This is a genomic window from Micromonospora sp. NPDC004704, from assembly GCF_053601675.1.
In genome coordinates this window covers 1-26837 of record NZ_JBSGCD010000020.1, presented here as the reverse complement: position 1 = coordinate 26837, position 26837 = coordinate 1, and the positions used below count along the sequence as shown (strand labels likewise).

Here is a 26837-nt window from a genome sequence, read left to right as displayed (position 1 = left end):
ACCAGCGTTATGCAGCCGGGGTGAACAGCCCCACACACTCGACGTGCTGCGTCATCGGGAACATGTCGTACCCGCGCAACGCGACCAGCCGCCACCCCGCCTCGGCGAAGACCCGTACGTCGCGGGCGAAGGCGGCCGGGTCGCAGGCCACGTACGCGATCGCCCGCGCTCCGGTGCCGGTCAGCGCCCGGACCACGTCCGCGCCGGCGCCGGTACGCGGCGGATCCAGCACCACCAGGTCCACCGGTCCGGTGATCCGGCGGCGGGCCAGTGCGGTCTCCACCTTCGCCGACACCACCTCGACCTGACCGAGGTCACCCAGGTTCTCCCGGGCCGCCTCGACCCCCGACGGCGCCGCCTCGACCATGGTCACCCGCCCGGTCGGACCGACCCGGTCGGCCAGCGCGGCGGCGAACAGTCCCGCCCCGCCGTAGAGGTCCCAGGCCCGTTCCCCGGTACGCGGCTCCAGCAACTCCAGTACCGCACCGACCAGTGTCTTCGCGGCAGCCGGATGGACCTGCCAGAACGCGTCCGGCGGCAGTTGCCACTCCCGTCCGGCGGCCAGCTCCCGGACCTTCTCCGGACCCCGCTCGGTGACCGGGGTGCCGTCCACGACGAGCTGGACGGCGACGTCACCACCGGTGGAGGCGACCGTCTCCACCGCCTCGGCGGTGGGCCACCGCTGTCCGTCGGCCGAGAGCACCGGCAGTGACTGGATCGCCGGGTGCGCGATCAGGCACCGGTCCACCGGGACCACCTCGTGCGAGCGGTGCTTGAGCAGACCGGCCCGGCCGGCGGCGTCGACCGCGTACCGGACCCGGGAGCGCCAGCCGAGCGGACCTCCGGGCAGCGGTTCGATCCGTACCCCGAGGCTGTCGACCTCCTCCGGGGTGAGTCGGCCGAGCCGGCGCAACTGCTCGCGTACGACGTCGGCCTTCCAGTCGAGCTGCGCGCTCGGCGCGACGTGTTGCAGGTCGCAGCCGCCGCAGAGGTTCGGACCGGCGTACGGGCACGGCGGGGTGACCCGCTGCGCCGACGGTTCCAGGACGGTCACCGCGTCGGCCCGCAGGTACCCCCGGTTCACCTCGGTGATCTCGGCGATCACCCGCTCGCCGGGGAGCGCGTGCCGGACGAAGACGATCTGCCCGTCGAGCCGGGCCACACAGTGCCCACCGGGGGCGACCGCGTCGATGGTCAGCTCGACCAGCTCGGCCTCACCCGGACCCGATCCCGCCTCCGGCCGGGTCCCGCCCGGCGGGGTGTCGGCCGGGGTCGGCTCGGTCTGCTCGGTCCGTACGCCCGTCGGCGCCTCGGCCCGGCTCATCGGGGCCGCGCCGTCGGGTCGGGGTCGGTCTGCGTCGGGGCGGCCGGGGGTGGCTGTGGCGGGGCCGGGGTGAGCAGGCCGGCTCCGGTGCCGCCACCGCCCATGCTGGCGCCGCGCGGGCCACGGGCGGGCCCACGGCTGAGCGTGGCGTCGTAACGGTCCAGGTCCTTGGTCGCCGACGAGGCCAACTGCCAGGGCACGCTGGTCACCATCACGCCGGGCTCGTAGAGCAGGCGGCCCTTGAGCCGCAACGCGCTCTGGTTGTGCAACAGGTTCTCCCACCATCGGCCGACGACGTACTCGGGAATGAAGACGGTGACCACGTCGCGCGGTGCGTCGCGGCGCACCGAGGCGACGAAGTCGAGGATCGGCCGGGTGATCTCCCGGTACGGCGAGTCGATCACGGTCAGCGGCACCGGCACCTCGCGGCGCTCCCACTCGGCCTGGATCGCTCGGGTGTCCTTCTCGTCGACGTTGACCGTGACCGCGGTCAGCGTGTCCGGTCGGGTCGCCTGAGCGTACGCGACCGCCCGCAGGGTGGGTTGGTGCACCTTGCTGACCAGCACGATGGCGTGGTTGCGGGCGGGCAGCATGGGCCGGCCCTCGGCCGGGGTCAGCTCGGCCGCGACGGTGTCGTAGTGCTTGCGGATGCCCAGCATCAGCAGGTAGATCACGGCCATCGCGGCGATCGCGATCCAGGCGCCGAGCAGGAACTTGGTGATCAGCACGATCACCAGTACGACGCCGGTCAGCCCCATCCCGAAGCCGTTGATCCCCCGGGACCGCATCATCTTCCGACGCCGTTCCGGATCCCGCTCCACCCGCAGGAGCCGGTTCCAGTGCCTGATCATGCCGGCCTGGGACAGGGTGAAGGAGACGAAGACGCCGACGATGTAGAGCTGGATCAGCCGGGTGATCTCGGCCTGGAACCCGACGATCAGCACGATCGCGGCGATGGAGAGGAAGACGATGCCGTTGGAGAAGGCCAGCCGGTCGCCCCGGGTGTGCAGTTGCCGGGGCAGGTACCGGTCCTGGGCCAGGATCGAGCCGAGCACCGGGAACCCGTTGAAGGCGGTGTTGGCGGCCAGGAACAGGATCAGCGCGGTCACCCCGGCGACGATGTAGAGCAGGAACGAACCGCTGCCGAAGACCGTCTCGCCGAGCTGGGTGGTGACCGTCTTCTGCACGTACCCCTCGGGCCCGCCGATGATCTGCCGGGCCGGGTCCTCGACGAACTGCAGGTGGGTCAGGTGGGCCAGCCAGACGATGCCGACCAGCATGGTGATCGCGACGACCCCGAGCAGCAGCAGCGTGGACGCCGCGTTCTTGCTCTTCGGCGGCTTGAACGCCGGTACGCCGTTGGAGATCGCCTCCACCCCGGTCAGCGCCGCGGCACCCGAGGAGAACGTACGCAGCAGCAGGAAGACCAGGGCGAATCCGGTCACGCTGTGTTCGGCCTGGATCTGCAACCCGGCGCTGGGCGCCTGCAGGTCGTCACCGAGCACGAAGATCCGGACCAGGCCGGTGAGCACCATCCCGAGGATCACGATCATGAAGCCGTAGGTCGGGATCGCGAAGGCGGTCCCCGACTCCCGCAGCCCGCGCAGGTTGATCGCGGTCAGGATCACCACCGCCGCCACCGCGACGCCGACCTTGTGGGTGGCCACGAACGGGACCACCGAGCCCAGGTTGGCCACCCCGGAGGAAACCGACACCGCGACGGTCAGGACGTAGTCGACCAGCAGCGCGCTGGCCACCCCCACCCCGAACTTCGGGCCCAGGTTGACCGTGGCCACCTCGTAGTCGCCCCCACCCGACGGATAGGCGTGCACATTCTGCCGGTAACTCGCCACCACGGTGAGCATGACCACAACAACGGCCAGCGCCACCCACGGCGAGAAGACGAACGCCGAGGCGCCGGCGATCGACAGAGTAAGCAGGATCTCGTCCGGCGCGTACGCCACGCTCGAGAGCGCGTCGGAGGCGAAGACGGGCAGTGCGATGCGCTTGGGTAGGAGGGTGTGCTGCAGCTTGTCGGACCGGAACGGTCGACCGAGCAGCAGCCGCTTCATCAGAGAGGTGGGACTGGCCACAACCGGTAAGAGTACGACCGGGACCAGCCCATCGACATCCGGTGGCTGATCAACCGTCCCCGGCCGGGAACCGGTACGGTCGGGCGGCGTGAGCTGCCCCCGGCATGGCACGCTCTTTGCAGTCCCCCGGCCGCCGGGTGGAGCACACACGGTTCACGCCAGGAGGAAGCACCGTGCACATCGTGATCATGGGGTGTGGGCGGGTCGGCTCGACGCTTGCCCACAGTCTGGAGTCCCGCGGTCATTCGGTGGCCGTGATCGACCAGAACTCGGACAGTTTCCGCCGGCTCGGTCCCGACTTCGGTGGGATCACGGTCACCGGGATCGGGTTCGACGGCGAGGTCCTGCGCCAGGCCGGCATCGAACGGGCGGACGCCTTCGCCGCCGTGTCCAGCGGTGACAACTCCAACATCATCTCGGCCAGGTTGGCCCGGGAGACGTTCGGGGTGACCCGGGTGGCCGCGCGGATCTACGACCAGAAGCGGGCCCAGGTCTACGAGCGGCTCGGCATCCCCACCGTCGCCACCGTCCGGTGGACCGCCGACCGGATGATCCGTCACCTGGTGCCCGAGGGGAACGTGGAGATCTTCCGCGACCCCACCAGCACCGTTTCGATCATCGAGGTGCCGGTACACAAGGACTGGGTCGGCCGCCCGATCAAGGCGATCGAGCAGGCGACCGGCGCCCGCGCCGCGTACGTCATGCGGTTCGGTATCGGAACGCTGCCCACCGCGTCCAGCGTTCTGCAGGAGGGTGACCAGCTCTTCATGCTGGTCACCGACGACATGGCCGGCGGGGTCACCACGGCGGCCGGCGCACCGCCCGAAGGGGGACAGTGACATGCGGGTCGCCATTGCTGGCGCGGGCAACGTGGGCCGGTCCATCGCCCAGGAGCTGATCGACAACGGCCACCAGGTGATGCTGGTGGAACGGCAGCCGAGGATGCTGCGCCCGGAACGGGTTCCGGACGCCGAGTGGGTGCTCGCGGACGCGTGCGAGCTGGCCAGCCTCGAGGAGGCGGACCTGGCGAGCTGCGACGTGGTCGTCGCGGCGACCGGCGACGACAAGGTCAACCTGGTGGTCTCCCTGCTGGCGAAGACCGAGTTCGCCGTGGCCCGGGTGGTCGCCCGGGTGAACCGGGCGGAGAACGAGTGGCTCTTCACCGACCAGTGGGGCGTCGACGTCGCGGTGAGCAAGCCCCGGGTGATGGCCGCGCTGGTCGAGGAGGCGGTGACGGTCGGTGACCTGGTCCGGCTGATGACCTTCCGCCAGGGCGAGGCGAACCTGGTCGAGATCACCCTGCCGCGTACCGCGCCCTACGTCGGGCACCCAATCCACGCCGTACCGCTGCCCCGGGACTCCGCCCTGGTGGCGATCCTGCGCGGCCGGCGGGTGCTGGTGCCGAGCCCGGACGACCCGCTCGAGGCGGGCGACGAGCTGATCTTCGTATGCACGGCCGAGGTGGAGGACGCCGTCCGGGCCGTCATGCTCGGCGCGGACAGCGTCGAACGGACCCGGGGCGAGAGCTGACCGGAAGGCGGGCCGCGGTCAGCTCGGGCTGACCGCGGTGGCCGACCCGGCCGGGGATGCGTCCCGGGTCACCCGGCGCACCGTCCAGACCGTGATCGCCAGCAACAGCAGGTACGGCGGGTAACCCAGGGCCAGCCGGGCGATGCCCAGCGCGGTGTCCTGGTCGGCGAGGTAGAGCGCCGCCTGGACGCCGACCTTCGCCAACCAGACCACACCCCAGAGCACGGTGAGCCAGGTGAAGGTACGCACCAGCCGGGCGTCCTGGCGCCACTCGGACTTCCCCTTGGCCACCAGCACCGACCAGATCCAGCCGACCAGCGGCTGCCGGATCGCGGCCGAGGCGAGCAGCGCCAGCCCGTACGCGATGCCGTAGAGGATGCCGGGCAGGTAGAAGTCCTTCGAGTCACCGCTGCGGAAGGCGATGAACGCCCCGACGGCGATGCCGAACAAACCGTTGACCGCGTGCCGGATCGGCCGCTTCTGTGCCAGCCGGAGCACCGCGATCGCGATCGCCACGGCCAGCGAGGCGATCAGCGCCGGGCGCAGCTCGGCGAGCACGTTGACCAGTACGAAGACGAGCACCGGGACGCTCGACTCGACCATCCCCCGCCAGCCGCCGAGCTGCTCGGCGACCTGCTCGGCCATGCTCGGTAGCGGTGCCTCGTCCGCCGGGTCGGTGTCGACCCTGGCGGCCGGCTGTGGTCCAGTCGTCATCTGCACGTCTTCCGTTCGGGGCGGCGGCTGCCCGGCCTCGTACTCAACGGGGCAGTTCCAACTCGTAGTACGGGTTGTAGATGACTTTACGGTCATCGCGAATCGCCACGCGACCGCGAACGGTCAATTGCCGTCCCGGCTCGATCCCGATGATGTGCCTGCGCCCCAGCCAGACCAGTGTCACCACGTCGGTGCCGTCGTAGAGGTCGGCCTCCAGCGTGGGCAGGTTCGTCCGGGGTGTGTAGACCACGGTGCGGAGCCGACCGGAGATCGACACCAGCTCGCCCCGCCGGCACAGCCCGGCCGGCGTGCCACCACACTGCGCGCTCTCGCGACGCAGTTCCTGCGCCTCGATCTCGGCCTCGCTCGCGGTCAGCCGCTGCAGGAGGTTGCGCAGCGACCCCCGACCCTCGTCGGTCGCCATGACCTCGTGCCACCCTCCTCGAGCCGCCCCGGATCATCCGGCCGCGGCCAGTTCCAGCCGGTCCCGGCGGGGACCGCACTGCCAGCGTACGCCGGTGGGCCGGATCGGCGCGGACCGGCGGATCTCCGATCAGGCCGACCCGCGCGGCCTCGGCGAGGGCTTGCCCCGGCGGGGCTGCTGCTGGTCGGGAGCGCTCCCGTTGACCCTCGGCGCGGGTGTCGGGCCGCCCCCGTCCGGGCCACCGCCGTCCGCCCTGATCACGGACTCCCCACCCGGCGCGGTGCCGGCCGCGGCGGCCTCCGCCGCCTGCCGCTCGGCGATCTCCCTGGGCAGTCGCAGCGGCAATGGCTCACGAACCGGCTTGGCCTCCTGGCCCCGGTCCACCACCAGGCCGTAGAGGCAGTCGGCGAGCGGGCCGGCGGCGGTCGGGTCGGTCGCCACCCTGCCCTGATAGACCCCGCGAACCATCCACCGCGGCCCGTCGATGCCGACGAACCGCAGGTCCGTGAAACCCTCCGGGGTACGGACCCGCGCCCGCAACTCGACCCCGTACTCGCCGTCGCTCTCCTCGGCCGCCGTGCCCTCACCGGACAGGGACTCGCGGATCTCCGCCCGCACCTCGTCCCAAATGCCCTCGGAGCGGGGCGCGGCGAAGACGCCGAGCTGCAACGCGTTCTCCCCGTGCAACAGCACCACCTGCTGGACCACACCCTCCGGGTCGGCCTGGACCCGGATCTCGACGTCGGCGACCGCGGGAATCTGCAGGCTGCCCAGGTCGAGTCGCTCCACCCCGGCCGGGGCCTCGGAGATGTCGTACGGACCCCGGTCGCCGTCCGGGGCGTCCGACGAGTCGTCCGTCGGCTGGTCGACCGCCGCACCCTCGGACCGACCGGCCCGCTCGTCACGGGCGTGCCGTCCGCCGCGTCCTCGGGAAAAGATCACCGTGCCGACCTTTCTGCCTGCTGCTCGCTTGCGTCGCGCGGCGGGACCAGACCCGCGTGCCCGCCCGTCGAACCGTGTCCATTCTCGCCCCGCTGGGTGGCGGGAAGCTCGTCGACGGGGTGGAAGCGGGCGTGTTCCACCCGCTGCACCACGAGTTGCGCGATCCGGTCGCCACGAGAGATCTTGGCCGGGTTCTCCCGGTCGTGGTTGATCAGGTTGACCAAGATCTCGCCGCGGTAGCCGGCGTCGACCGTACCGGGCGCGTTCAGCACCGTGACACCCAGCCTGGCGGCCAGTCCCGAACGCGGATGGACCAGCCCGACGAAGCCCTCCGGCAGGGCGATCGCGATCCCGGTGGGCACCAGCGCCCGCGCCCCCGGCGCCAGCTCGACGTCCCGGGCGGCCAGCAGATCGGCGCCCGCGTCACCGGGATGGGCGTACACCGGTAGCGGTAGGTCCGGGTCCAGCTGTCGGACGGGTACGGGCACGGCCTGGGTCACGGTGTCACTCTTCCGATCCGTCGGGGCGGGCGATGGTCTCTATCCTGCCGGGTCACCCCGCCACGCCGCGCCGTACCCTCACACTGTGGCACCAACTCGTCTCACTTCCGCCGCCGTGCCGAGCGTCGACGGTTACCGCGAACGCCTCCGTCTGCCCTGGTGGGGTTGGCTCGCCGGAGCGGCAGCCGGTGCGCTGCTCGCGATGGAGGTCTGGATGGGCTCGGACGGCATGCGGGCCTGGTTGCCGTTTGTCGTGCTGCTCCCGTTGACCGCGCTCGGGCTCTGGTGGGTGGGTCGCATCACGGTCGGCGTACGCGACGGCGAACTGCTGGTCGACGACGCCCGGTTGCCCGTCCGGTACGTCAGCGACGCCATCGCCCTGGACGCGGAGGGGCGCCGCGAGGTCCTCGGCGTCGGCGCCGATCCGCTCGCCTTCGTGGTGCAGCGGCCCTGGGTGGCGGGCGCGGTGCAGGTCGTACTCGACGATCCGGCCGACCCGACCCCGTACTGGGTGGTCAGCTCCCGGCATCCGGTGCAGCTCGCCGAGGCCATCCTCGCCGCCCGCGACCTGGCCGGGACGACCGGTCGATCCGGCACCGCGGGCGACACCGCCACGGCGGCCGGTTAGTCGTTGTCCGGCCAGTGCCGTCGTGGCTCGGGGCCGCTGATGGTCCCCTGCTCCGGTGGGCCGGTGATGGCCCGGAACTGCTTGCGCAGGTCGGTCCGGATCGCGTCGCCCAGGGTGAGGGTCGCCCGCCGGTTGAGGTAACCGGCCACCGCGGCACCGGTCAGGAACGGGCCGAGGGTGGTCAGATTGCGCCCGAACCGGCGCAGCAACGTCTCCCGGAGCTGCTTGCGGACCGCCGGCCCGAGTACGGCGCCGACACCCATCCCCGGCAGGAACGGGTTCACCCCGCGCCGGCTCGCCCACGACTGGATCATCGCGACGGCGCGCTGGCTGCTGCTGCCCGGCAGCGGAACCCCGTACGCCTCGTGCAGCTCGCCGATCAGCTTGATCTCGATGGTCACCACCGCGACCGTCTCGGCGGCCAGCAGCACCGGTGCGGAGAGCAGGGTCGGCGCGACCGCCCACTCCACCGCCGCCACCCCACCGCCGGCCGCACCCACCCCGGCGGTGGCCCTGGCCGCGTTACGGATCAACCGCTCGGCGAGCGCGTCGCCGTCGAGGCCGTCGTAGTGCCGCCGGAGCGTTTCCCGATCCCGGATCGGGATGTGCGGCACCACCTCGCCGACCACGTCGCTCATCCAGCGGATCGCCGCCCTGGGCCGGAACAGGTCGCCCAGACCACGGGCTCGAACCTGGCCGACGAGCCGGCCCAGCAGCCGGCGACGCCGCGCCGGACCGAGGTCGTCCTCGGTCAACGCGGCGATGGTCGCACCGAGGTCGCCCTCGGCGCTCTCCAACTCGGCGTCCGGCGGGTTCTCCACCGGGCCGATCCCCCCAGTCGGCGCCGGCACCCCCTCAGGGGTTCCCGGCGCCTGCTCGGAGCGGGTCATGCGCTGACCTCCAGCCCTGGCGATCCGTCCAACGTCGAGTCGGTCGGATCGAGTCAAGCAGGTCGGTGCCACCCGCGCATCTCGAATCGAACGCGGCCTACCCTCGCCGCGTCGCCTCTCCGTCGCCCCCCGGCGACAGTGGCGAACTCAGGCGCACTCGCGGCAGATCAGCTCGCCGTTGCGCTCCACCGCGAGTTGACTGCGGTGGTGTACGAGGAAACAGCGGGCGCAGCGGAACTCGTCCGACTGCATCGGCAGCACCTTCACCGTGAGCTCTTCGTCGGCCAGGTCGGCTCCCGGAAGCTCGAAGCTCTCGGCGACTTCGGCCTCGTCGACGTCCACGGCGCCCGACTGTGAGTCGACGCGCCGGGCCTTCAGCTCTTCCAGGCTGTCCTCGCCGAGGTCGACCTCGTCGCGACGCGGGGCGTCGTAGTCGGTGGCCATCGGTTTCACTCTCCCATATCGATATAGTCGCTTCCGGTTGTAACGCCGGAAGACACTGTTTCGGTTCCCGCTGGCCGGTCATCTTTTTTCCGGTCGCCGACCCCGGCTCGGTGCCCGGGCCACGGCCGCCGGGAGAACACCCCCGGCGAGCGCGGTACCTTACCCCCCATCGGGCGAGGCATGTATACCGCCCTCGCGGCATGCATGTACGCCCGAGCGGCCAGAGTTGTTCCCAATGTGACTCAGGCGACACGAAGATAGGGGTAGCGGTAGTCCGAACGGCGTCGGCACGCCGGCAGGTTTGCCGGTTTCCGCGCCGGGCCGGACAACAGCTAGCCTCACCGGCATACTCGGTAGCCGACGGCGGCCAGGTCCCATCGGCCGCTCGGCACCACCGGTCCACACCTGTACGGGAGCCAACCAGATGAGTTTTGCCCGGGTGCGCGCGTTTGTCGTCGTCGGGGTGCTGGCGGTGCTCGCCCTGGTCTTCGTCGGTGCCGCCCTGATCCGCGACACGCAGAGCGGTGCCGCCGCCGAGGACGCCTGCCCGGCCGGGTTCAAGCGGGCCAACATCGCGTTGCGAGAGGCCAAGGACGTCAAGATCGCTGTCTACAACGCGACCGACACGCCCGCGCTCGCCTCGAACGTCGCGACGGACTTCAAGAACCGGAAGTTCCAGGTCGTCAAGCAGGGCAACGATTCCGAGCCGGTCGACGGGGTCGCGGTTCTGCGGTACGGCCCCAAGGGGATCGCCTCCGCGCACCTGCTGAAGGCGTACTTCCTGGACGAGGCCGAGCCGGAGTACGACCCCAACCGCGAGGACGACACCGTGGACGTGGTGATCGGGAACAGCTACACCCAGCTCGCCACCACCACCGAGGTCAACCAGGCCCTGTCCGGGCTCGGCTCGCCCAAGCTGGAGCCGGGCACCTGCCCGGCGAAGGAAGAGACGAACTGACCCGCCGCAGACCGAACGTCACCGGCCCCGCCCCGCGACCTGCGGGAGCGGGGCCGGTTTCGGTTCCGCCGAAGGGTGGAGCGGTGCTACCCGAACAGGTGGATTGATTGACCCGGCAGGTCATGGTCTGCTCCGGGGGTCACGGTCCCCCGGCGGCGTCGAGCCGGGCCAGCCGTTCGTGCAGCGGGTCGAACAGGGCCGGCGGTGCGGCGATGACCAGATCCGGTCCGGGTGCGGCACCGGCCAGCCCGGCGACCCGCAGCCCCGCCTCGGCCGCGATCAGTCCGCCGGCCGCGTGGTCCCAGTGGTTGAGGCCCTTCTCGTAGTACGCGTCGACGCTGCCCTCGGCGGCCAGGCAGAGGTCAAGTGCCGCCGCACCGAACCGGCGGACGTCGCGTACCCCGGTGATCAGTCCGGCCAGCACCCCGGCCTGGTGCGCGCGGCGGGCCGGGTCGTAGCCGAAGCCGGTGGCGACCAGCGCCTGGCCGAGATCGGTCTCGGTCGAGCCGGTGAGCTTCCGGCCGTCCCGCCAGGCCCCGCCGCCCAGGGTGGCGGTCCATTCGTCCCCGGTCGCGGCGTTGCGCACCACCCCCGCCACCACCTCGCCGTCGACCTCGGCGGCGAGCGAGACGGCATACTGGGGCAGCCCGTACAGGTAGTTCACGGTGCCGTCGATCGGGTCCAGGATCCACCGGACGGCGCCCGGACCGGACGGGGCGGGGCCGGCGGTGGTGCCGTACTCCTCGCCGAGCACCGCGTCGGCCGGACGCGCCTCCCGCAGGGCGGCGACGACCTGCCGCTCCACCGCACGGTCGGCGGCCGTGACCACGTCGGTCGCGGTGCTCTTGGTGGCCACCGCGGAGACCCCCTCGGCGCGCATCCGGCGGGCGGTGTCGGCGGCCCGTCGGGCCACCTCCAGCGCCAGCTCCAGCAGTTCCTCGGCGGTGGGCCGGCTGCTACCCATGGCGTCCCCTTCTCGCACAGGCTGCGACGTCCGCGCCGGACGCGAGTATCATCCTTACAAAGTCCACATGCGCTCCGAGTCGGCGGCCTCCAGCCGCCGTTTCGGCGTGCGGCGCGGGAGGAACCCCGCAGACGGCGTTACAATTCACGCCTGCCCACGCGCCACGGACCGCCGACACCGGCCGGCCCGGGACTCGGGGGTCCCTCAACCACATCGGTCCGGCACGACGCCTAGCGCTGCGCTGGCCGACCCGGCCGTGCTCGCTCATCGCCTCCGGAAGGTCATTCGTGACAGAACCCCGCCACACCGGCGCCGACGTACGCTCCCTCACCGACACCCTGATCGCCCACGCGCAAAACGCCGGCGGCCAGCTCACGTCGGCAGAGCTGGCGCGCACGGTCGAGTCCGCTGAGGTGACTCCGGCCCAGGCCAAGAAGATCCTACGGGCGCTCTCCGACGCGGGCGTGACCGTCGTGGTCGACGGCTCCGCGAGCACCCGTCGCCGGGTCGCCGCGGCTCGATCGGCCACCCCCGCCTCGCGGGCCACCACCGCCAAGGCCACGGCCAAGAAGGCGTCGCCCGCCCCCAAGCAGGCCACCGCCGCGGACGAGGCCACCCCGGCCCGCAAGGCGGCTGCCGCCGCCAGTGCGGCCGGAAAACCCGCTGAGACGCCCGCCAAGGCCGCGGCCCGGGTCGGCCGGGCCACCAAGGCGGCCGGCGCGGCTGCGGGCGCGACCGGGGCCGTGAAGGCCACCAAAACCGCCACCAAGCCGAAGTCGGGCGAGGACGGCGAGATCGATCCCGAGGAGCTCGCCGCCGAGATCGAGGACGTCGTCGTCGAGGAGCCGGCCGAGCTGACCCAGGCGGCCGAGTCCGACGCGGCCAGCGCCGCCACCGACAACGACTTCGAGTGGGACGACGAGGAGTCCGAGGCGCTCAAGCAGGCTCGGCGCGACGCCGAGCTGACCGCCTCCGCCGACTCGGTCCGGGCGTACCTCAAGCAGATCGGCAAGGTCCCGCTGCTCAACGCCGAGCAGGAGGTCGAGCTCGCCAAGCGGATCGAGGCCGGCCTCTACGCCGCCGAGCGCCTGCGCGCGGCGGAGGAGGGCGAGGAGAAGCTCGTCATCCAGATGACGCGCGACCTCGGTTGGATCTCCCGGGACGGCGAACGGGCCAAGAACCACCTGCTGGAGGCGAACCTCCGCCTGGTGGTCTCCCTGGCCAAGCGCTACACCGGCCGTGGGATGGCCTTCCTCGACCTGATCCAGGAGGGCAACCTCGGCCTCATCCGGGCCGTCGAGAAGTTCGACTACACCAAGGGCTACAAGTTCTCCACCTACGCCACCTGGTGGATCCGCCAGGCCATCACCCGCGCCATGGCCGACCAGGCCCGCACCATCCGCATCCCGGTGCACATGGTCGAAGTGATCAACAAGCTGGGCCGGATCCAGCGCGAGCTGCTCCAGGACCTGGGCCGCGAGCCCACCCCGGAGGAGCTGGCGAAGGAGATGGACATCACACCTGAAAAGGTGTTGGAGATCCAGCAGTACGCGCGGGAGCCGATCTCGCTCGACCAGACCATCGGCGACGAGGGCGACAGTCAGCTCGGCGACTTCATCGAAGACTCCGAAGCGGTGGTCGCGGTCGACGCGGTCTCCTTCTCGCTCCTGCAGGACCAGCTCCAGCAGGTGCTCCAGACCCTCTCCGAGCGGGAGGCCGGGGTGGTGCGTCTGCGCTTCGGGCTCACCGACGGGCAGCCTCGCACCCTGGACGAAATCGGTCAGGTGTACGGGGTCACCCGGGAGCGGATCCGGCAGATCGAGTCGAAGACGATGTCGAAACTGCGCCATCCGTCCCGTTCCCAGGTGCTGCGGGACTATCTGGACTGAGCCAAAACGTCAACCAGTTGTGTCGCTTTGATCACCAGGTGTACAACACCCGATAGCGATCGGCCGGTTTCCCGGTTGTGATCGTTGACGTGGCACCCTTGGTGCACGGCACACTGTCTCTACCACGTGTGACCTCGGTCCCCCGCGGGCACACTGGGAAGGCCACACCCCGCCAGGGTGTTGCACGATAGGTGAGCAACGACCGAAGAGAGTGTTCATCGGTGACGACCCGAGGAGGAAGGCGATGACCCCGACCCTCACGCCGCCGCCCGCAACGGTGGCTCCCCCAGCCGCCGATGAACGGTGCGACCGCTGCAACGCCGCCGGCAAGCTCCGGATCACCCTCGCGGGTGGGAGTGAGCTGGTGTTCTGTGGACATCACGCGAACAAGTACGCCGAAGATCTGGTGAAGATCACGGTCCGGTTCGCGGCTGACCCAGATTTCACGTGGCGTGGCGCCGATCTGATGGCGAACTGATACGAAACCCCATATAGATGACCGGAGGGGCCCCTCACGGGCACCTCCGGTCATCTATCTATCCCCGTCCGGCAACCGGCTGGGCACGCCCTGCCCGGTACGGACGGGACAAGCGTCGCACCGTATCCGGAGACGCCCGTACCGCCCGCTCGGGTGGCACGGGCGTCTCCGGCTCGGTCGGTCCGCCTCCGGGCCGGGTCGGTTCCCGGCCCGGTCAGAGGGTCTGGATCGTGGCGATGCGTTCCTCTAGCTGCTCGATCGTGGCCTGAGCGCTCGGCGGGCCACCACAGAGCCGACGCAGCTCGGCGTGGATCTTCCCGTGCGGCAGGTTCGTACGGTGGTGGTGGGCCGCCACCAGGGTGTTGAGCTGGCGCCGCAGGGTGACCCGACGCTCCGCCGCACTGCGCGGCGCGGTCGGCTCGCGGGGCGCCGGCACCGGCTCGTTCGCCGCCCGACGCCGCTTGGCGGCCAACTGCTCGGCCTGGCGCTTGTTCAGCAGCACCGACACCTGGTCGGCGGTGAGCAGGCCGGGCAGGCCCAGATACTCCTCCTCCTCCGGCGTACCGGCCTGGGCCGTGGTGCCGAACGAGGCGCCGTCGAAGATCACCTGGTCGAGGTGGGCGGTCGCTTCGAGCACCTCGAACCGTTTGTCCAGCTCGCCGCTGGCCTTCTCCTCGCGCTGCGCCCGTTCGAGCAGGTCGTCCTCGAAGCCCTCGCGCTTCTTGGGCTCCCCGAGCACGTGGTCCCGCTCTGCCTCCAACTCGCTGGCGAGCCCCAACAGGTGCGGCACGCTCGGCAGGAAGACCGATGCGGTCTCCCCCGGGCGGCGGGCCCGGACGAACCGCCCGATCGCCTGGGCGAAGTAGAGCGGGGTCGAGGCGCTGGTCGCGTAGACACCGACGGCGAGCCGGGGAATGTCGACCCCCTCGGACACCATCCGGACGGCGACCATCCAGCGCTGGTCCGACTCGGCGAACGCGGCGATCCGGGCCGACGAGCCCACGTCGTCGGAGAGCACCACCACGGCCTTCTCCCCGGTGACCCGCTCGATCAGCCGGGCGTACGCCCGAGCCGCCTGCTGGTCGGTGGCGATCACCAGGCCGCCCGCGTCGGTCATCCCGCCCGCCCGGAGCACCTGCAGCCGGGCGTCGGCGGCCCGGAGCACCTGTGGCATCCAGTCGCCGGCCGGGTCCAGGACCGTACGCCACGCCTGCGCGATCAGGTCCGGGGTCATCGGGTCGCCCAACCGGGCCGCCAGCTCGTCGCCCGCGTTGGTACGCCACCTCGTCTCACCCGAGTACGCGAGGAAGATCACCGGGCGCACCACGCCGTCGCGGAGCGCGTCCGCGTACCCGTAGGTCGAGTCGGAGCGGGAGCGGGGCAGCCCGTCACCGCCCCGCTCGTACGTCACGAACGGGATCGGGTTGTCGTCGGAGCGGAACGGCGTACCGGTGAGCATCAGGCGGCGTACGGCCGGCTCGAAGGCCGCCCTGACCCCGTCCCCCCAGGTACGGGAGTCACCGGCGTGGTGCACCTCGTCCAGGATCACCAGGGTCCGCCGGGTCATCGTCCGCCGGCGGTGCACCTGCGGAGCCATCCCGACCTGCGCGTACGTCACCACGGCACCGTGGAAGTCGGTGGAGGAGTGCAGGTCGGCGTTGCGGAACGCGGAGTCGAGCTGGATCCCCACCCGGGCGGCGGCCAGCGACCACTGGGTCTTCAGGTGCTCGGTCGGTGCGACCACGGTGACCGCCTCGACGGTCCCGTCGGCGAGCAGTTCGGCGGCGATCCGCAGGGCGAAGGTGGTCTTGCCCGCACCGGGGGTGGCCACCGCCATGAAGTCCTCGGACCTCCGGCGCAGGTATCCCACCAGCGCCTTGCGCTGCCAGTCCCGCAGCGCCGGGAAGGTGTCGATCGCCGGCAGTCGGGCACCCACGCGAGAATCTCCCCTTCGGCTACCGGGACCGCGCGCTCGCGGACCGGATGGCCGCGGCGCGGCGGTGGTAGCGGTAACGGTGGACCATGAAAACGCCTCCGCGACCCAGGTGGCGCGCGAAGGCCGCCCCAGCATAACCAGCGGAGCCGGGCCGCCCCAGGCGACACCACCGCACCGTTGGTCACACTCCCCGGTGCTCGCCCCCGCGCTCGGACGACGATGACCCGGCCCGCTCCGGCGAGGGACCGGCCCCCTGGTCCGATGGGGTGATGCGGTCCGGTGCGGCGGGGTGTTCGGGTACGGGCGGGGGTGGGGCGACCGGATCCGGAGTGCCGGTCGCCGCGCGGTCGCGAGGGGTTGCGGGCGTGCGGTGCGACGTACCGGTGCGCCGCCGGGACCGCTGGCGACGGGCCGGGACGGGGTGGCCGGTTCCCGGTACGACGACCAGCGGGACCGGTGCCGACCAGCGCCGACGCAGCGCCACCAGGCGCAGGCCGAAGATGAGGACCACCGCCGCGACCAGGGGCAGCGGTCCGGTCACTCCGGCGTGGTCCAGGGCGACCACCACGATCGACCCGGCCAGGGCGGCCACCGCGTAGATCTCCCGCCGCAGCACCACCGGGATCTCCCCGGTGAGCAGGTCCCGGCCGAGACCGCCACCGATCGCGGTGAGCATGCCGATCAGCACCGCGCCGACCGGCGGCACGTCGGCCGCGAGGGCCTTCAGCGTGCCGGTGACGGTGAACAGACCCAGCCCGGCCGCGTCGAGGATCAGGACCGCCGTACGCAGCCGGGCCAGTTGCGGATGCAGCCAGAAGACCGCGGCGGCGCTGAGTGCGGCGGTGACCGCGTACCGCCAGTCGGCGAAGGCCAGCGGCGGGACCTCGTCGATCACCAGATCACGGAAGATCCCGCCGCCCAACGCGGCGACGAACCCGACAAAAACCACGCCGAAGAGGTCGAGCCGCTTCACCACCGCCGCCGACGCCCCGGACGCGGCGAATACGGCCACGCCGGTCAGGTCGGCCAGCAGCAGGGCGGTCGAGGTGGTCACCGCAGAATGCTACGCGCTGTCGATGGAACGGGTCGGCGGGTCAGTCACGCATCGACTCGTAGATCTCCTTGCACTGCGGGCAGACCGGTGAACCCGGCTTGGCCGCCTTGGTCACGGGGAACGTCTCGCCGCAGAGGGCGATGACGAAGGTACCCATGACCGCACTTTCAGCAATCTTCTCTTTCCGGACATAATGAAACATCTCCGGCCCGGTGTCCGCGTCCTTCAGTTCCGGACGCTCGAGAACCTCGGTGCTCACGTCGGCTTTACCTCCCAGAATGACCCCGCAACTTTCCAGTTTGGCAGGTCACTGGCGCAGGGTCCACCGGAACACCGGCTGATCGGCACCGTACGGTGATCAACGTGACCAAGTTCAACATCCGCTACGGCGCCGAGGTGGCCGACGCCCGACGCGAGGGGCGCCCGATCGTGGCGCTGGAGAGCACCATCGTCTCGCACGGGCTGCCCCGGCCCGACAACCTCCGGGTCGCCCGGGAGATCGAACAGGCGGTCCGGTCCACCGGCGCCGTACCCGCCACCATCGGCATGGTCGAGGGCGAACTGGTGGTCGGTCTGGACGACAACCAGCTCACCCGGCTGGCCAGCACCGACGGAGTGGCGAAACTCTCCGTACGCGATCTGGCCGTGGCCGCCGCGACCGGCGCGGACGGCGCCACCACGGTCGCCGCGACCAGCGCGGTCGCCGCCGCCGCCGGAATCGGCGTCTTCGCCACCGGTGGCCTGGGCGGGGTGCACCGCGAGGCTGCGCAGACCTTCGACGAGTCGGCCGACCTGACCGCGCTGGCCCGGACCCCGATCGCGGTGGTCTGCGCCGGGGTGAAGTCGATCCTCGACGTCGGCGCGACACTGGAACGGCTGGAGACGCTCGGCGTCACCGTGCTCGGCTACCGCACCCACCGCTTCCCCGGCTTCTTCATCACCGACAGCGGCTTCACCCTGGACTGGTCGGTGGAGACACCGGAGCAGATCGCCGCGGTGCTGGCCGCGCGGGCGGAGCACGGCATACAGCCGGGCGGGGTGATCGTGGCGAACCCGCTGCCCGTCGATGAGCAGCTCGACCCGGACCTGCACGACCGGACCCTGGCCGACGGGCTGGCCCTGATGGCCCGCGACGGGGTCACCGGCAAGGCCGTCACCCCGTTCCTGCTCTCCCACTTCCACTCCTCCACCGGCGGCGCCAGCCTGGCCGTCAACGTACGGATCATCCTGCGCAACGCGACCCTGGCCGGGCAGATCGCGGTAGCGGCGGTCGCCCGGACCGGCACCACCGCCGGATGAGCGGGGCGGCGCGGATCATCGCGGTCGGCGACATCGTCACCGACGTCCTCGCGGTGCTCTCCGGGCCGCTGGCGACCGGCTCCGACACCCCGGCCGCCATCCGCCTCACCGGCGGCGGCCAGGCCGCGAATACCGCGGCCTGGCTGGCCTCCCGGGGCAACCCGGTGACCCTGGTCGCCGTCGTCGGCGACGACGACGCCGGTCGGGCGAGGGTGGCGGAGCTGACCGCCGCCGGGGTCGACTGCGCCGTACGCCACTGCGACGACGCGCCGACCGGGACGGTGATCGTGCTCGCCGGTGCCGGCGAACGGACGATGATCAGCGAACGGGGTGCCAACCTGCGGCTGGCGCCGGCCGACCTGGACGCGGCCCTGGACGGCGCACCGGACGCCCGACACCTGCACCTGTCCGCGTACACGTTGTTGGACGCCGACTCGCGCGACGCCGGGCGGCACGCGCTGGCCGCAGCGCGCGAACGCGGGCTCACCACCAGCGTCGACGCGGCCTCCGCCGAGCCGCTCCGGCAGGTCGGTGCGGCGGCCTTCCTGGACTGGGTACGCGACGCCGACCTCCTTCTCGCCAACGCGGACGAGGCGGAGGTGCTCGCCGGGCCGGAAACGGCGCGTGCCCAGGCGGAGGCGTTGACGGGGGCCGTCAGGCACGTGGTGGTGAAACGGGGCGGAGACGGGGCGGTCTGGGCGTCGCGGGGCGGGCCGACGGTCGAGTCGGTGGTGCGGCGGGTGCGGGTGGTGGATCCGACCGGTGCGGGGGATGCGTTCGCGGCCGGTCTGCTGGGGGCTTGGACTCGGGGGTTGGGTCCGGGTGAGGCGTTGGGGGTGGCTGGCGAGGTTGGTGGGCTTGCGGTGTCTTCGGTTGGGGCTCGGCCTTTGGGTTGAGTCTTGGTTGCGGGGTGGGGTTTCGGAAGCGCGCCCCGCGGGGTGGGGTTTCGGGGGCGGCGTACCCCGCTCTGGGCGGTCAGGCTTGATCCCGACGCGGGGCACGCCGCCCCCGAAACCCGACGTGGGCGCTCTTTCAGTGAATGAGTGGTTATCCGGCCGTGGATAGCCCCTCTTTCTCTACATCAGCGTTGACGTTTGGGTCGGGTGTCGTGTGTGCGAGGTTTTTGGGCTTGATCAACTCTGGGTGGGGGCGGGTTCGCGGAATGCTGGCGGGCCTGGGACGGTTATACATCGCGTACGACCGGAGCAGCGCCGGGGCATGATCCCCCTCGCCTCGTGTGTGCTGTGGCCTCGTACTTCTTTCCCCGAGCGCCAGCGCCTTCCCCCTATAGGCGCGCGTCGGGTACCCCCGATTGGAAGGTGAACCATCGTGAAGACGACTTTCACCGGTATTACTGAGACTTCGTTTGTTCGTAAGACTGCTCTGGGTGTTGCCAGTCTGGCGTTTGTTGGTGGTGCGGTTGCGGGTCCTGTGGGTCACGTGTTCGCGTCTCCGGCCGAGCATGCCGCTCCGGCGATGACCACGGTCGCGCAGGTCACGGCTGACAAGCCGGGTATGGACAAGCTGATCCCGCACGGTGTGCAGGGTGCGCAGTCGAGTATTGATCTGAGCAAGGAGCAGACCGACAACGCCAAGGCGATTGTCGACACGGCGAAGAAGTTGGGTATGGGTGAGCGTGGTGCCGTGATCGCGGTTGCTACCTCGATGCAGGAGTCGAAGTTGGAGAACCTGGGTCATCTGGGTGACATGAACGACCACGACTCGCTGGGTCTGTTCCAGCAGCGGCCCAGCTCGGGTTGGGGTACGCCTGAGCAGATCACCGACCCGACCTACGCCTCGACCATGTTCCTGAAGGGTCTGAAGCAGGTTGATGGTTGGCAGGACATGCCGTTGACGGATGCGGCGCAGAAGGTTCAGGTGTCGGCGTTCCCGGATGCGTACGCGCAGTGGGAGAACCAGGCCGCGCACATCGTGCAGGACGTCTGGACCAAGTAAGCAAATACGGATAGCGAAAACGGAAGCCGGGTCCCCGTGACGGGGGCCCGGCTTTTCGCGTACCCGGAAGGTTTGGGTTTTAGGGTTCGGCGTCGATCACGGGGTGGGGACGCTCGGCGGGGAGGCTGCGGGGCGGGGTGTCGTCCAGGTGACGCTGGCGCCGGCGGGCACCGAAGCGGTGCTCCTCCTTGGGCGGCCGGTCGTTGGCGAGCAGGACCGCCAGCCACGGTACGAGGACCATGCCGACGGCGCAGAGCGGCAGCCAGAGCCAGAGCAGGGGTGCCTGCACGCCGACCAGGATGGCACCGGCGACGATGCAGACGACGCGGATCGACATCATCACCACGTAGCGCACCTGGCGACTGTGCAGTTGGTCCTGCTGGCTCCGTGAGGCGTCGGTGATCAGGATCGGCTGGTACGCCTGGTGCTTCACCACGGTCCTCCTCGCAGGGGATGCCGGTCCATCCTCGCACTTCGTCAGCGGTGCCGACGAAAAGCGGACTGGTCTCGTTCGTGTTACGTACGTGGTACGCTCTCGCCGTGGGCAGCAGGTTCAGCTTCACCGACGAGGCGTTGGGCAACCTGAAGGTCTACGGCGTCACCCCCGGCGAGGTCTGGGAGGCCCTGCACAGCTCGCGGCGGGTCATCCGGCACCTCGGCGACGACGTGATGGTCATGTACGCGACCGCACGTCGCGGGCGCCGGCTGGCCATCCTGCTCGCCGAGGCCGACCACAACGACAACGACTGGGACATCCTCTCCGCACGCGACCTCAGCGACAGCGAGTCCAAGCGCTACGACGAGGCGATCCGGGGATGGCGACGATGAGGAGGCGATGACGATGAACCGACACGACGCGACCAAGCACTTCCACGAGGGCGGCGACCGGCTCGCGGACCTGATCGACGACAGTCAGCCGGTCGACCTGCCGACGCCCGACACGGACGTGCCGATGGTCAGCCGGTCCGTACGGCTGCCGCTGGACACGTACGAACGGGTCCGTGCTGCCGCCGACGCCCGCGGCATCGGGGTCACCACCCTGATGCGGCAGTGGATCGAGGCCGGGCTGGCCGACCTCGACGACTCGGCGACGGTGTCCCTGGCTGACGTACGCCGGGCGCTGGCGGCACTCGCCCACCCGACCGCCGCCTGATCCACCGCGCCTCCCGCACCACCGTCGGGCGAGCCGCGCTCAGACCTTGGCCGCGGCCTTCATCTCCTTCTTGTAGGCGCGCACCTTCGCCAGCGACTCGTCGTCGACGATGTCCGCCACCGAGCGGTACGCGCCCTCCTCGCCGTAGCCCCCGGCCGCCTCGCGCCACCCGGCCGGCTGTACGCCGTACTGCTTGCCGAGCAGGGCCACGAAGATCTGGGCCTTCTGCTTGCCGAAGCCCGGCAGCGACACGATCCGCTTGAACAGGTCGGCGCCGTCGGACACGTCCCGCCACAGCGCGGCGGGGTCACCGTCGTAACGGTCGACGATGACCCGGCACACCTCCTGGACCCGCGCCGCCATCGCCTTCGGGAACCGGTGCAGCGCCGGCGGGGTGGCGAAGATCGCGAGCAACTCGTCGGCGTCGAAGTCGGCCAACTCGGCCGCGGTCGGCTCGTGCCCGAGCCGCTGGACGAGTACGTGCGGAGACGTGAACGCCTTCTCCATCGTCACTTGTTGATCAAGGGTCAGGCCGATCACCACCGCCAGTGGGTCCCGGTCCAGCAGCGCGTTCGCCTCGGGGACGATCGGCAACGAGAAGCTCATGCTCCCATCATGCCGGTTACGGCTTCGGCTGGACGAGCGGCACGGCCGGCTGGGCACCGGCGACCCTGGGCAGGTGCGGTGAATCCCGGCGGATCCGCCGTACGCCCGTCGATGCGGCGGGGTGGGTCAGTCGCTGTCCGATGCCGTCGCGCCGGTGCGGGCGAGGTGGGCCCATTCGGCGTGTCCGAGCAGGTCGAGCGTGGTGCCGAGCCAGGCGCGGGCGTCCGGGGCGAGCATCGCGGCGGCCAGGTCCGCCCGATCCTTGGGGCGGTCGAGGTGGGCCTTGTGCAGCAGCGCCACCTCCGGCCGCAGGTGCGGTACGCCGTCCACCCGGTGCAGTGCCCGCGACCAGGGCAGTCGTACCCGGTTGTCCTTCTTGAAGATCCACTCTTCGTCGCCCGCCTGTAGCAGCAGGTCCGCCACCCACGGGTGGTCCGCGTTGCGGCGCAGCCACAACTGTTCACGATCCGCCGGGAGGTCCGTACCGGGCAGCAGCGGGTGCAGCCCGCCTTCGTGGGCCTGCCAGAGGTGCCAGTCGGCGAGGTGGTCCCGCAGCCGGGGCAGGTCGGACCGGCGCAGGGCTACGTCGGTGTCGGAATGTCTCCGTGCTGGCGCCCCGACCCGTGCGGCGCGTCCGCCGACCACCCACCAGCGCACTCCGGACCCGTCGAGCAGCGTCGCCACCTCGGCCGGTGACAGCGGCGCCCAGCGGCCGTAGAGCGACTGGATGCGTTCCTCTTCCGATTCGTCCATCTCCGACACGACCCCTCACCCCTGGAAACGCCCGTGGGCACAGCAGGGCCCGGTCCGGTGTTCGCCAGCTAACCTCAGCTCGTCCGGTCGCGGCTACCCCGACCGGCGCGTCCGCCGCCGGTCCACCAGCGGATACGCACCCGCATCGGGTCGTGGCGGACGGTAGTCGTACCCGGAAGGAGAACGACCCGTGACCACGCCGCACCGGCCCGACCTGGCCGCGCAGCTCGACCTCGCAAGCCACCCCGAGGGCGGCTGGTTCCGCGAAACCTGGCGGTCCGCGCACAGCTTCCACCCCGACGGGTACGCCGCAGCGCGCAGCGCGGCCACCGCGATCCTCTTCCTCCTCGCCCCCGGTGAGGAGTCCCGCTGGCACCTGGTCCGCTCCGACGAGCTGTGGTTCTGGCACTCCGGCGGACCGCTGACGCTGCGCTTCGGCGGCACCGGGGAGACGCCGGCGACCGTTCCGGACGAGGTGCTGCTCGGCGCCGACGTGTCGGCCGGCCAGCAGCCGCAGGTGCTGATCCCCGGCGGGGTGTGGCAGGCGGCGGTGCCCGCCGGTGACCAGCCGGTGCTGGTGAGCTGCGTGGTCGCGCCCGGTTTCGACTTCGCCGACTTCCGGCTGCACTGATCCCACCAACCGCTTCTACCGGGGGTTGTGCCCGGCATGCTCGGGCGCAACCGGCAGGATGGCGGGGTGGACGAAAACGACATGCTCCTCTCCGCGGCCGGCGTCGACCAGCTCCGCACGGCACTGACCAACGCCGGTTACACGTCGAGCGGCATCGCCGGACGGCTGGGTCCGCAGGCGACCAGCGGGATGGCCCGCAACGACTTCCGGGCGGCGCTGCGGATCACCGCGGACCGGGACCCGCTCGGCACACTGATCCGGCTGTTCGTCTGCGCCCAGACCGAACCGGAGGCGGCGGTCGCGGCGGCCCTGGCCCCGCTCCCGCTGGCCGACGCTCTCGCCGCCGGCCTGGTCGAACGCGCCGACGGTGGCCTGCGTCAGGGCATCGACCTGGAGCCGTACGGGGACGCCTGGTGGGCGCTGTCCGACGTCCCGGCGAGCGCCCGGCCGGGCCGCCCGCTCGCCGCCGACCATGTGCTGGGCATCGGTGGGGCGTCGACCACGCTGGTCGGCGCCACCGTCCGGCGCCCGGTCGACACCGCGCTCGACCTCGGCACCGGTTCCGGCGTACAGGCGCTGCACCTGGCCACCCACGCCGGCCGGGTGACCGCCACCGACTTCTCCACCCGCTCGCTGCGGTTCGCGGCGACCACCGCCGCGCTCAACGGCCAGCAGTGGGAACTGCTGCACGGCGACATGACCGCCCCGGTCGCGGGTCGCCGCTTCGACCTGGTGGTCAGCAACCCGCCGTTCGTGGTCGGGCCCGGCACGACCACGCACAGTTACCGCGACTCGGGGCGGGTCGGTGACGGGATCGCGGCGGAACTGGCCGCCGCCGCGCCGGACCTGCTGACCGAGGGCGGCACGATGCAGTACCTCGCCAACTGGGTGCACATCGCCGGTGAGGACTGGGGCGAGCGGGTGGCCGGGTGGTTCGCCGGCACCGCGCTGGACGCCTGGGTGATCCAGCGCGAGGTGGCCGACCCGATGGCGTACGTCGACCTGTGGCTGGCCGACGCGAGCGAGGCGACCGACCCGCACCGGATCGCCGCCTGGCTGGACTGGTTCGACGCGCAGAAGGTGGAGGCGGTCGGCTTCGGGTTGATCAACCTCCGCCGGGGCGGGCACGACCAGCCGGTGGTCCGGGTCGAGGACCTCCGCCAGCCGGTGCAGCCGCCGATGGGCGACCAGATCGCCGCCTGGTTCGACCGCCAGGACTGGCTCCGGGTACGCGACACCGACGCGCTCCTGGCCAGCCGCTACCGGATCGCGGAGGGGTTGCAGCTCCGGCAGGAGGCGACCATGGGTCCGGAAGGTTGGGCGGTGGACCGTCAGGTGCTCGCCATGCCGCACGGGCTGCGCTGGAGCGAGGAGGTGGACCCGCTGGTGCTGGCTCTGGTCAGTGGCGCGGACGGCCGGGTGCCGCTGCGTGAGCAGTTGGCGGTGCTGGCGATCGCGCACGAGGTGGCGGCCGACGACCTGGCCGAGGCGGCCGGGCCGATCATCGCGCACCTGGTGGAACGGGGTCTGATCACTCCCGAGACGGACTGATCGCCCGTGCGCGCGGTGGTGCAGACGGTCAGCCGGGCCAGTGTCACGGTCGACGGCGAGGTGGTCGGCGCGATCTCCGACGGGCTCCTGGTGCTGATCGGGGTGACCCACACCGACACCCCGGCGACCGCCGAGACGATGGCCCGCAAGGTGTACGAGCTGCGGATCCTGGACGGCGAGCGGTCCGCCTCGGAGGTCGGTGCGCCGGTGCTCGTGGTCAGCCAGTTCACCCTGTACGGCGACGCCCGCAAGGGGCGGCGGCCGAGCTGGGGCGGTGCGGCTCCGGCCGAGGTGGCCGAGCCGAAGGTGGCGGCGTTCGCCGAGGCGCTGCGGGCGCGCGGGGCGACGGTGGAAACGGGGCGGTTCCGCGCCCACATGCTGGTCGAGAGCGTGAACGTCGGTCCGTGCACCATCCTGCTCGACCTCTGAGCGGTCCCGGCCCGATGGACAAGCCGGCTCGACCTCCGAGCGGTCCCGGCCGCCCGTCCCGTCCCACGCGGTGTGGGCGGGACGGGCCGGGCGGGCCGGCTAGAAAAACCGGGCGGGTCGGTCAGAAGAACAGGCCGCGCTGGCGCATCGACTGGCGCAGCCAGCCGTCGAGCTGGGCGGCCCAGTCGGTCTGGTCCGCGGTGGCGTAGTCGACCGTGAACCGGCCGAACGCGTCGCGGCCCTCGGAGAAGACCCCACCCCGCTTGTCGATCTCCAGGACGAGCTGGAGGTGCTGGGGCGTACCGACGAAGGTCAGTTCGAGCTGGTTGATGGCGCGGGCGTACTGCGGCGCCGGGTAGAACTCGATCTCCTGGTAGAACGGGAGCGTCTGCTGCACCCCGTAGATCCGGCCCCGCTCGACATCGGCCCGGGTGAACCGGAAACCGAGCCGGAGCAGGGCGTCGAGGATGCGCTCCTGCGCCGGCAACGGATGTACGGCAACCGCGTCGAGGTCACCCTTGTCCACCGCCCGGGCCACCTCCAACTCGGTACGCAGCCCCATCGTCATGCCGTGCAGGTGCTGGCCGTAGACCTCGGTGATCGGCGTCTCCCAGGGCACCTCGAAGCGGAACGGGATCTCGTGCCGCTGCCCGCTCTCCAGCCGGAACGCCCCGGTGGCGCGCTGGCGCTGGAACTCCTGCGTGGTGTCGTACTCGCCGTCGCCGCTCTCCACCTCGACCCGGGTGACGAGGCCCAGCGCGACGTACTCGATGTCGACCGGGTGGTCGCCCCCGCTGATCTGGATCCGGCCCTCGAGCTGGCCGCCCGGACGGCAGTTCGGGTTGTTCAGCACGGTTTCCACGGACGGGCCGCCCACACCCATCGCCTGCATCAGTCTTTTGAAGACCACGCCGTCCTCCCTGGCTTTCGTCGGCACTTGGTTGGTTCTCGTTGCTGGCCGGGTGGCCAATCGGTGGCACAGTAGTCGGTCCCGGCAAGCCCTCGTTCGCAGACTGAGCGCTCAGAATATTATCGACGTACCGCACTAAATAGGGTAAGTCGCCGCGAGCGACTCCCGGTTTCATGCCACCTGGACGATCGCCTCACCGCAGCTTCACGCCATGCCCGCCAAGCTGTTCTCATCGGCGCCACAGGGCTGCCGGTACGCGCCACTTAGTCGACGCGGGGAGGCGACTGAAGATGGTCCTCGAGATGATCCAGAACGAACTGCACCCGGCCGCCGTCATCGGGCCCGATAACAGCAAGGTTGCCGACAGCACGATTGTCGACAGCGGCACCACTGACACGCTGGTCGACCTGGACGCCACCGACGAGCGGGGCGTGTCGGCCGACCTGGTCCGCGCCTACCTCAACGGCATCGGCCGGACCAAGCTCCTCACCGCCGTACAGGAGGTCGACCTGGCCAAGCGGATCGAGGCCGGCCTCTACGCCGAGGAGAAGCTGACCGGCGACCTGCCGGCCGCACTGCGGCGGGACCTCACCACCGTGGCCGACCAGGGTCGGCTGGCGAAGAACCACCTGCTGGAGGCGAACCTCCGCCTGGTGGTCAGCATCGCCAAGCGCTACACCGGCCGCGGGATGGCCTTCCTCGACCTGATCCAGGAGGGCAACCTCGGCCTCATCCGGGCCGTCGAGAAGTTCGACTACACCAAGGGCTACAAGTTCTCCAC

General features: G+C 71.2%; 29 protein-coding genes and 2 pseudogenes. 15 read left to right on the top strand and 16 right to left on the bottom strand.

Going from position 1 to position 26837, the window contains the following annotated elements:
- Nucleotides 1–7 precede the first annotated feature (7 nt).
- Both ACWEFB_RS24430 and ACWEFB_RS24425 read right to left on the bottom strand, forming a co-directional pair.
- The gene (locus tag ACWEFB_RS24430; RefSeq protein WP_452288944.1) at nt 8–1324 is read right to left on the bottom strand and encodes a class I SAM-dependent RNA methyltransferase; all 1317 of its coding nucleotides are present in this window, start codon (nt 1322–1324) and stop codon (nt 8–10) included.
- On the bottom strand, nt 1321–3417 hold the full coding sequence (locus ACWEFB_RS24425; protein ID WP_452288942.1) for an APC family permease: 2097 nt from the start codon (nt 3415–3417) through the stop codon (nt 1321–1323). Before ACWEFB_RS24425 ends, ACWEFB_RS24430 begins: the two co-directional genes overlap by 4 nt.
- A gap of 173 nt (nt 3418–3590) precedes the next feature.
- Between ACWEFB_RS24425 and ACWEFB_RS24420 the strand changes: the two genes are divergently transcribed.
- On the top strand, nt 3591–4256 hold the full coding sequence (locus ACWEFB_RS24420; RefSeq protein WP_452288940.1) for a potassium channel family protein: 666 nt from the start codon (nt 3591–3593) through the stop codon (nt 4254–4256).
- 1 nt (nt 4257) lies between these two features.
- Nucleotides 4258–4947, top strand: coding sequence for a potassium channel family protein (locus tag ACWEFB_RS24415; protein WP_326560194.1), 690 nt, complete (start codon nt 4258–4260; stop codon nt 4945–4947).
- 18 nt (nt 4948–4965) lie between these two features.
- On the opposite strand, the gene ACWEFB_RS24410 is transcribed toward ACWEFB_RS24415, so the two are convergent.
- From ACWEFB_RS24410 to dut, 4 genes and pseudogenes are all read right to left on the bottom strand, one after another.
- On the bottom strand, nt 4966–5661 hold the full coding sequence (locus ACWEFB_RS24410) for a DUF3159 domain-containing protein (RefSeq protein ID WP_452288937.1): 696 nt from the start codon (nt 5659–5661) through the stop codon (nt 4966–4968).
- Nucleotides 5662–5704: 43 nt separating this feature from the next.
- Nucleotides 5705–6085 (bottom strand): OB-fold nucleic acid binding domain-containing protein, encoded by a 381-nt coding sequence (locus ACWEFB_RS24405; RefSeq protein ID WP_326560196.1) that lies wholly within the window; start codon nt 6083–6085, stop codon nt 5705–5707.
- A 282-nt stretch (nt 6086–6367) separates the two neighbouring features.
- Nucleotides 6368–7027: pseudogene (locus ACWEFB_RS24400) on the bottom strand (DUF3710 domain-containing protein); the annotation flags it as partial.
- Nucleotides 7024–7527 carry a dUTP diphosphatase gene (dut, locus tag ACWEFB_RS24395; RefSeq protein WP_452288935.1) on the bottom strand — a complete coding sequence of 168 codons (504 nt, stop codon included), beginning with the start codon at nt 7525–7527 and terminating at the stop codon, nt 7024–7026. The gene dut and the pseudogene ACWEFB_RS24400, both read right to left, overlap by 4 nt.
- An 85-nt stretch (nt 7528–7612) precedes the next feature.
- Between dut and ACWEFB_RS24390 the strand changes: the two genes are divergently transcribed.
- The gene (locus tag ACWEFB_RS24390) at nt 7613–8155 is read left to right on the top strand and encodes a DUF3093 domain-containing protein (RefSeq protein ID WP_452288933.1); all 543 of its coding nucleotides are present in this window, start codon (nt 7613–7615) and stop codon (nt 8153–8155) included.
- Here ACWEFB_RS24390 and ACWEFB_RS24385 read toward each other — a convergent pair.
- Both ACWEFB_RS24385 and ACWEFB_RS24380 read right to left on the bottom strand, forming a co-directional pair.
- A complete protein-coding gene (locus ACWEFB_RS24385; RefSeq protein WP_452288931.1) occupies nt 8152–9045 on the bottom strand; it encodes a hypothetical protein in 894 nt (297 codons plus the stop codon). The two genes, ACWEFB_RS24390 and ACWEFB_RS24385, sit on opposite strands and share 4 nt — an antisense overlap.
- A 147-nt stretch (nt 9046–9192) precedes the next feature.
- Nucleotides 9193–9489, bottom strand: a complete 297-nt coding sequence (locus ACWEFB_RS24380) for a DUF4193 domain-containing protein (RefSeq protein WP_121159124.1) — start codon at nt 9487–9489, stop codon at nt 9193–9195.
- A 439-nt stretch (nt 9490–9928) separates the two neighbouring features.
- On the opposite strand from ACWEFB_RS24380, the gene ACWEFB_RS24375 reads away from it, so the two are divergent.
- Nucleotides 9929–10447 carry a LytR C-terminal domain-containing protein gene (locus ACWEFB_RS24375; protein WP_326562990.1) on the top strand — a complete coding sequence of 173 codons (519 nt, stop codon included), beginning with the start codon at nt 9929–9931 and terminating at the stop codon, nt 10445–10447.
- Nucleotides 10448–10586: 139 nt separating this feature from the next.
- On the opposite strand, the gene ACWEFB_RS24370 is transcribed toward ACWEFB_RS24375, so the two are convergent.
- Nucleotides 10587–11411, bottom strand: coding sequence for an inositol monophosphatase family protein (locus tag ACWEFB_RS24370; RefSeq protein ID WP_326560200.1), 825 nt, complete (start codon nt 11409–11411; stop codon nt 10587–10589).
- A 287-nt stretch (nt 11412–11698) separates the two neighbouring features.
- On the opposite strand from ACWEFB_RS24370, the gene ACWEFB_RS24365 reads away from it, so the two are divergent.
- On the top strand, nt 11699–13300 hold the full coding sequence (locus ACWEFB_RS24365) for an RNA polymerase sigma factor (RefSeq protein WP_452288928.1): 1602 nt from the start codon (nt 11699–11701) through the stop codon (nt 13298–13300).
- 244 nt (nt 13301–13544) lie between these two features.
- Nucleotides 13545–13778, top strand: a complete 234-nt coding sequence (locus tag ACWEFB_RS24360) for a DUF7455 domain-containing protein (RefSeq protein WP_326560202.1) — start codon at nt 13545–13547, stop codon at nt 13776–13778.
- Between the two features lie 214 nt (nt 13779–13992).
- On the opposite strand, the gene ACWEFB_RS24355 is transcribed toward ACWEFB_RS24360, so the two are convergent.
- From ACWEFB_RS24355 to ACWEFB_RS24345, 3 genes and pseudogenes are all read right to left on the bottom strand, one after another.
- On the bottom strand, nt 13993–15714 hold the full coding sequence (locus ACWEFB_RS24355) for a DEAD/DEAH box helicase (protein WP_326560203.1): 1722 nt from the start codon (nt 15712–15714) through the stop codon (nt 13993–13995).
- Nucleotides 15715–16147: 433 nt separating this feature from the next.
- A pseudogene (locus ACWEFB_RS24350) lies at nt 16148–16768 on the bottom strand (trimeric intracellular cation channel family protein); the annotation flags it as partial.
- 40 nt (nt 16769–16808) lie between these two features.
- Nucleotides 16809–17027 carry a DUF3039 domain-containing protein gene (locus ACWEFB_RS24345; RefSeq protein ID WP_326560204.1) on the bottom strand — a complete coding sequence of 73 codons (219 nt, stop codon included), beginning with the start codon at nt 17025–17027 and terminating at the stop codon, nt 16809–16811.
- Nucleotides 17028–17131: 104 nt separating this feature from the next.
- Here ACWEFB_RS24345 and ACWEFB_RS24340 point away from each other — a divergent pair, with 104 nt between their 5' ends.
- The 3 genes from ACWEFB_RS24340 (at nt 17132) to ACWEFB_RS24330 (ending at nt 20023) form a co-directional block, all read left to right on the top strand.
- A complete protein-coding gene (locus ACWEFB_RS24340; RefSeq protein ID WP_452288925.1) occupies nt 17132–18067 on the top strand; it encodes a pseudouridine-5'-phosphate glycosidase in 936 nt (311 codons plus the stop codon).
- Entirely contained in the window at nt 18064–18963 is a 900-nt protein-coding gene (locus tag ACWEFB_RS24335; RefSeq protein WP_452288923.1) for a carbohydrate kinase family protein, read from the top strand. The genes ACWEFB_RS24340 and ACWEFB_RS24335 overlap by 4 nt, the downstream gene beginning before the upstream one ends.
- Nucleotides 18964–19396: 433 nt before the next feature.
- Nucleotides 19397–20023: a hypothetical protein gene (locus ACWEFB_RS24330; RefSeq protein WP_452288921.1), complete on the top strand. Its 627-nt coding sequence runs from the start codon at nt 19397–19399 to the stop codon at nt 20021–20023.
- Nucleotides 20024–20102: 79 nt separating this feature from the next.
- Here ACWEFB_RS24330 and ACWEFB_RS24325 read toward each other — a convergent pair whose 3' ends face one another.
- On the bottom strand, nt 20103–20459 hold the full coding sequence (locus ACWEFB_RS24325; protein ID WP_326560207.1) for a DUF3099 domain-containing protein: 357 nt from the start codon (nt 20457–20459) through the stop codon (nt 20103–20105).
- A 104-nt stretch (nt 20460–20563) separates the two neighbouring features.
- Here ACWEFB_RS24325 and ACWEFB_RS24320 point away from each other — a divergent pair, with 104 nt between their 5' ends.
- Both ACWEFB_RS24320 and ACWEFB_RS24315 read left to right on the top strand, forming a co-directional pair.
- Nucleotides 20564–20851 (top strand): hypothetical protein, encoded by a 288-nt coding sequence (locus ACWEFB_RS24320; RefSeq protein WP_326560208.1) that lies wholly within the window; start codon nt 20564–20566, stop codon nt 20849–20851.
- A 13-nt stretch (nt 20852–20864) separates the two neighbouring features.
- Nucleotides 20865–21176 carry a hypothetical protein gene (locus tag ACWEFB_RS24315; RefSeq protein WP_326560209.1) on the top strand — a complete coding sequence of 104 codons (312 nt, stop codon included), beginning with the start codon at nt 20865–20867 and terminating at the stop codon, nt 21174–21176.
- Nucleotides 21177–21215: 39 nt separating this feature from the next.
- Here the strand turns inward: ACWEFB_RS24315 and ACWEFB_RS24310 are convergent, their stop codons facing one another.
- Both ACWEFB_RS24310 and ACWEFB_RS24305 read right to left on the bottom strand, forming a co-directional pair.
- On the bottom strand, nt 21216–21782 hold the full coding sequence (locus ACWEFB_RS24310) for an HhH-GPD-type base excision DNA repair protein (RefSeq protein WP_452288918.1): 567 nt from the start codon (nt 21780–21782) through the stop codon (nt 21216–21218).
- A gap of 126 nt (nt 21783–21908) precedes the next feature.
- Nucleotides 21909–22535 (bottom strand): nucleotidyltransferase domain-containing protein, encoded by a 627-nt coding sequence (locus ACWEFB_RS24305; RefSeq protein WP_452288916.1) that lies wholly within the window; start codon nt 22533–22535, stop codon nt 21909–21911.
- 190 nt (nt 22536–22725) lie between these two features.
- On the opposite strand from ACWEFB_RS24305, the gene ACWEFB_RS24300 reads away from it, so the two are divergent.
- The 3 genes from ACWEFB_RS24300 (at nt 22726) to dtd (ending at nt 25146) form a co-directional block, all read left to right on the top strand.
- The gene (locus ACWEFB_RS24300; protein WP_452288914.1) at nt 22726–23166 is read left to right on the top strand and encodes a cupin domain-containing protein; all 441 of its coding nucleotides are present in this window, start codon (nt 22726–22728) and stop codon (nt 23164–23166) included.
- A 66-nt stretch (nt 23167–23232) separates the two neighbouring features.
- Nucleotides 23233–24717, top strand: coding sequence for a DUF7782 domain-containing protein (locus ACWEFB_RS24295; RefSeq protein ID WP_452288912.1), 1485 nt, complete (start codon nt 23233–23235; stop codon nt 24715–24717).
- Nucleotides 24718–24723: 6 nt separating this feature from the next.
- On the top strand, nt 24724–25146 hold the full coding sequence (gene dtd, locus ACWEFB_RS24290; protein WP_452288910.1) for a D-aminoacyl-tRNA deacylase: 423 nt from the start codon (nt 24724–24726) through the stop codon (nt 25144–25146).
- 121 nt (nt 25147–25267) lie between these two features.
- Here the strand turns inward: dtd and ACWEFB_RS24285 are convergent, their stop codons facing one another.
- Nucleotides 25268–26056, bottom strand: coding sequence for a sporulation protein (locus ACWEFB_RS24285; RefSeq protein ID WP_326560215.1), 789 nt, complete (start codon nt 26054–26056; stop codon nt 25268–25270).
- 302 nt (nt 26057–26358) lie between these two features.
- Here ACWEFB_RS24285 and ACWEFB_RS24280 point away from each other — a divergent pair.
- The coding region (locus tag ACWEFB_RS24280; RefSeq protein WP_452288908.1) for a sigma-70 family RNA polymerase sigma factor at nt 26359–26837 on the top strand (479 nt) is incomplete at its 3' end.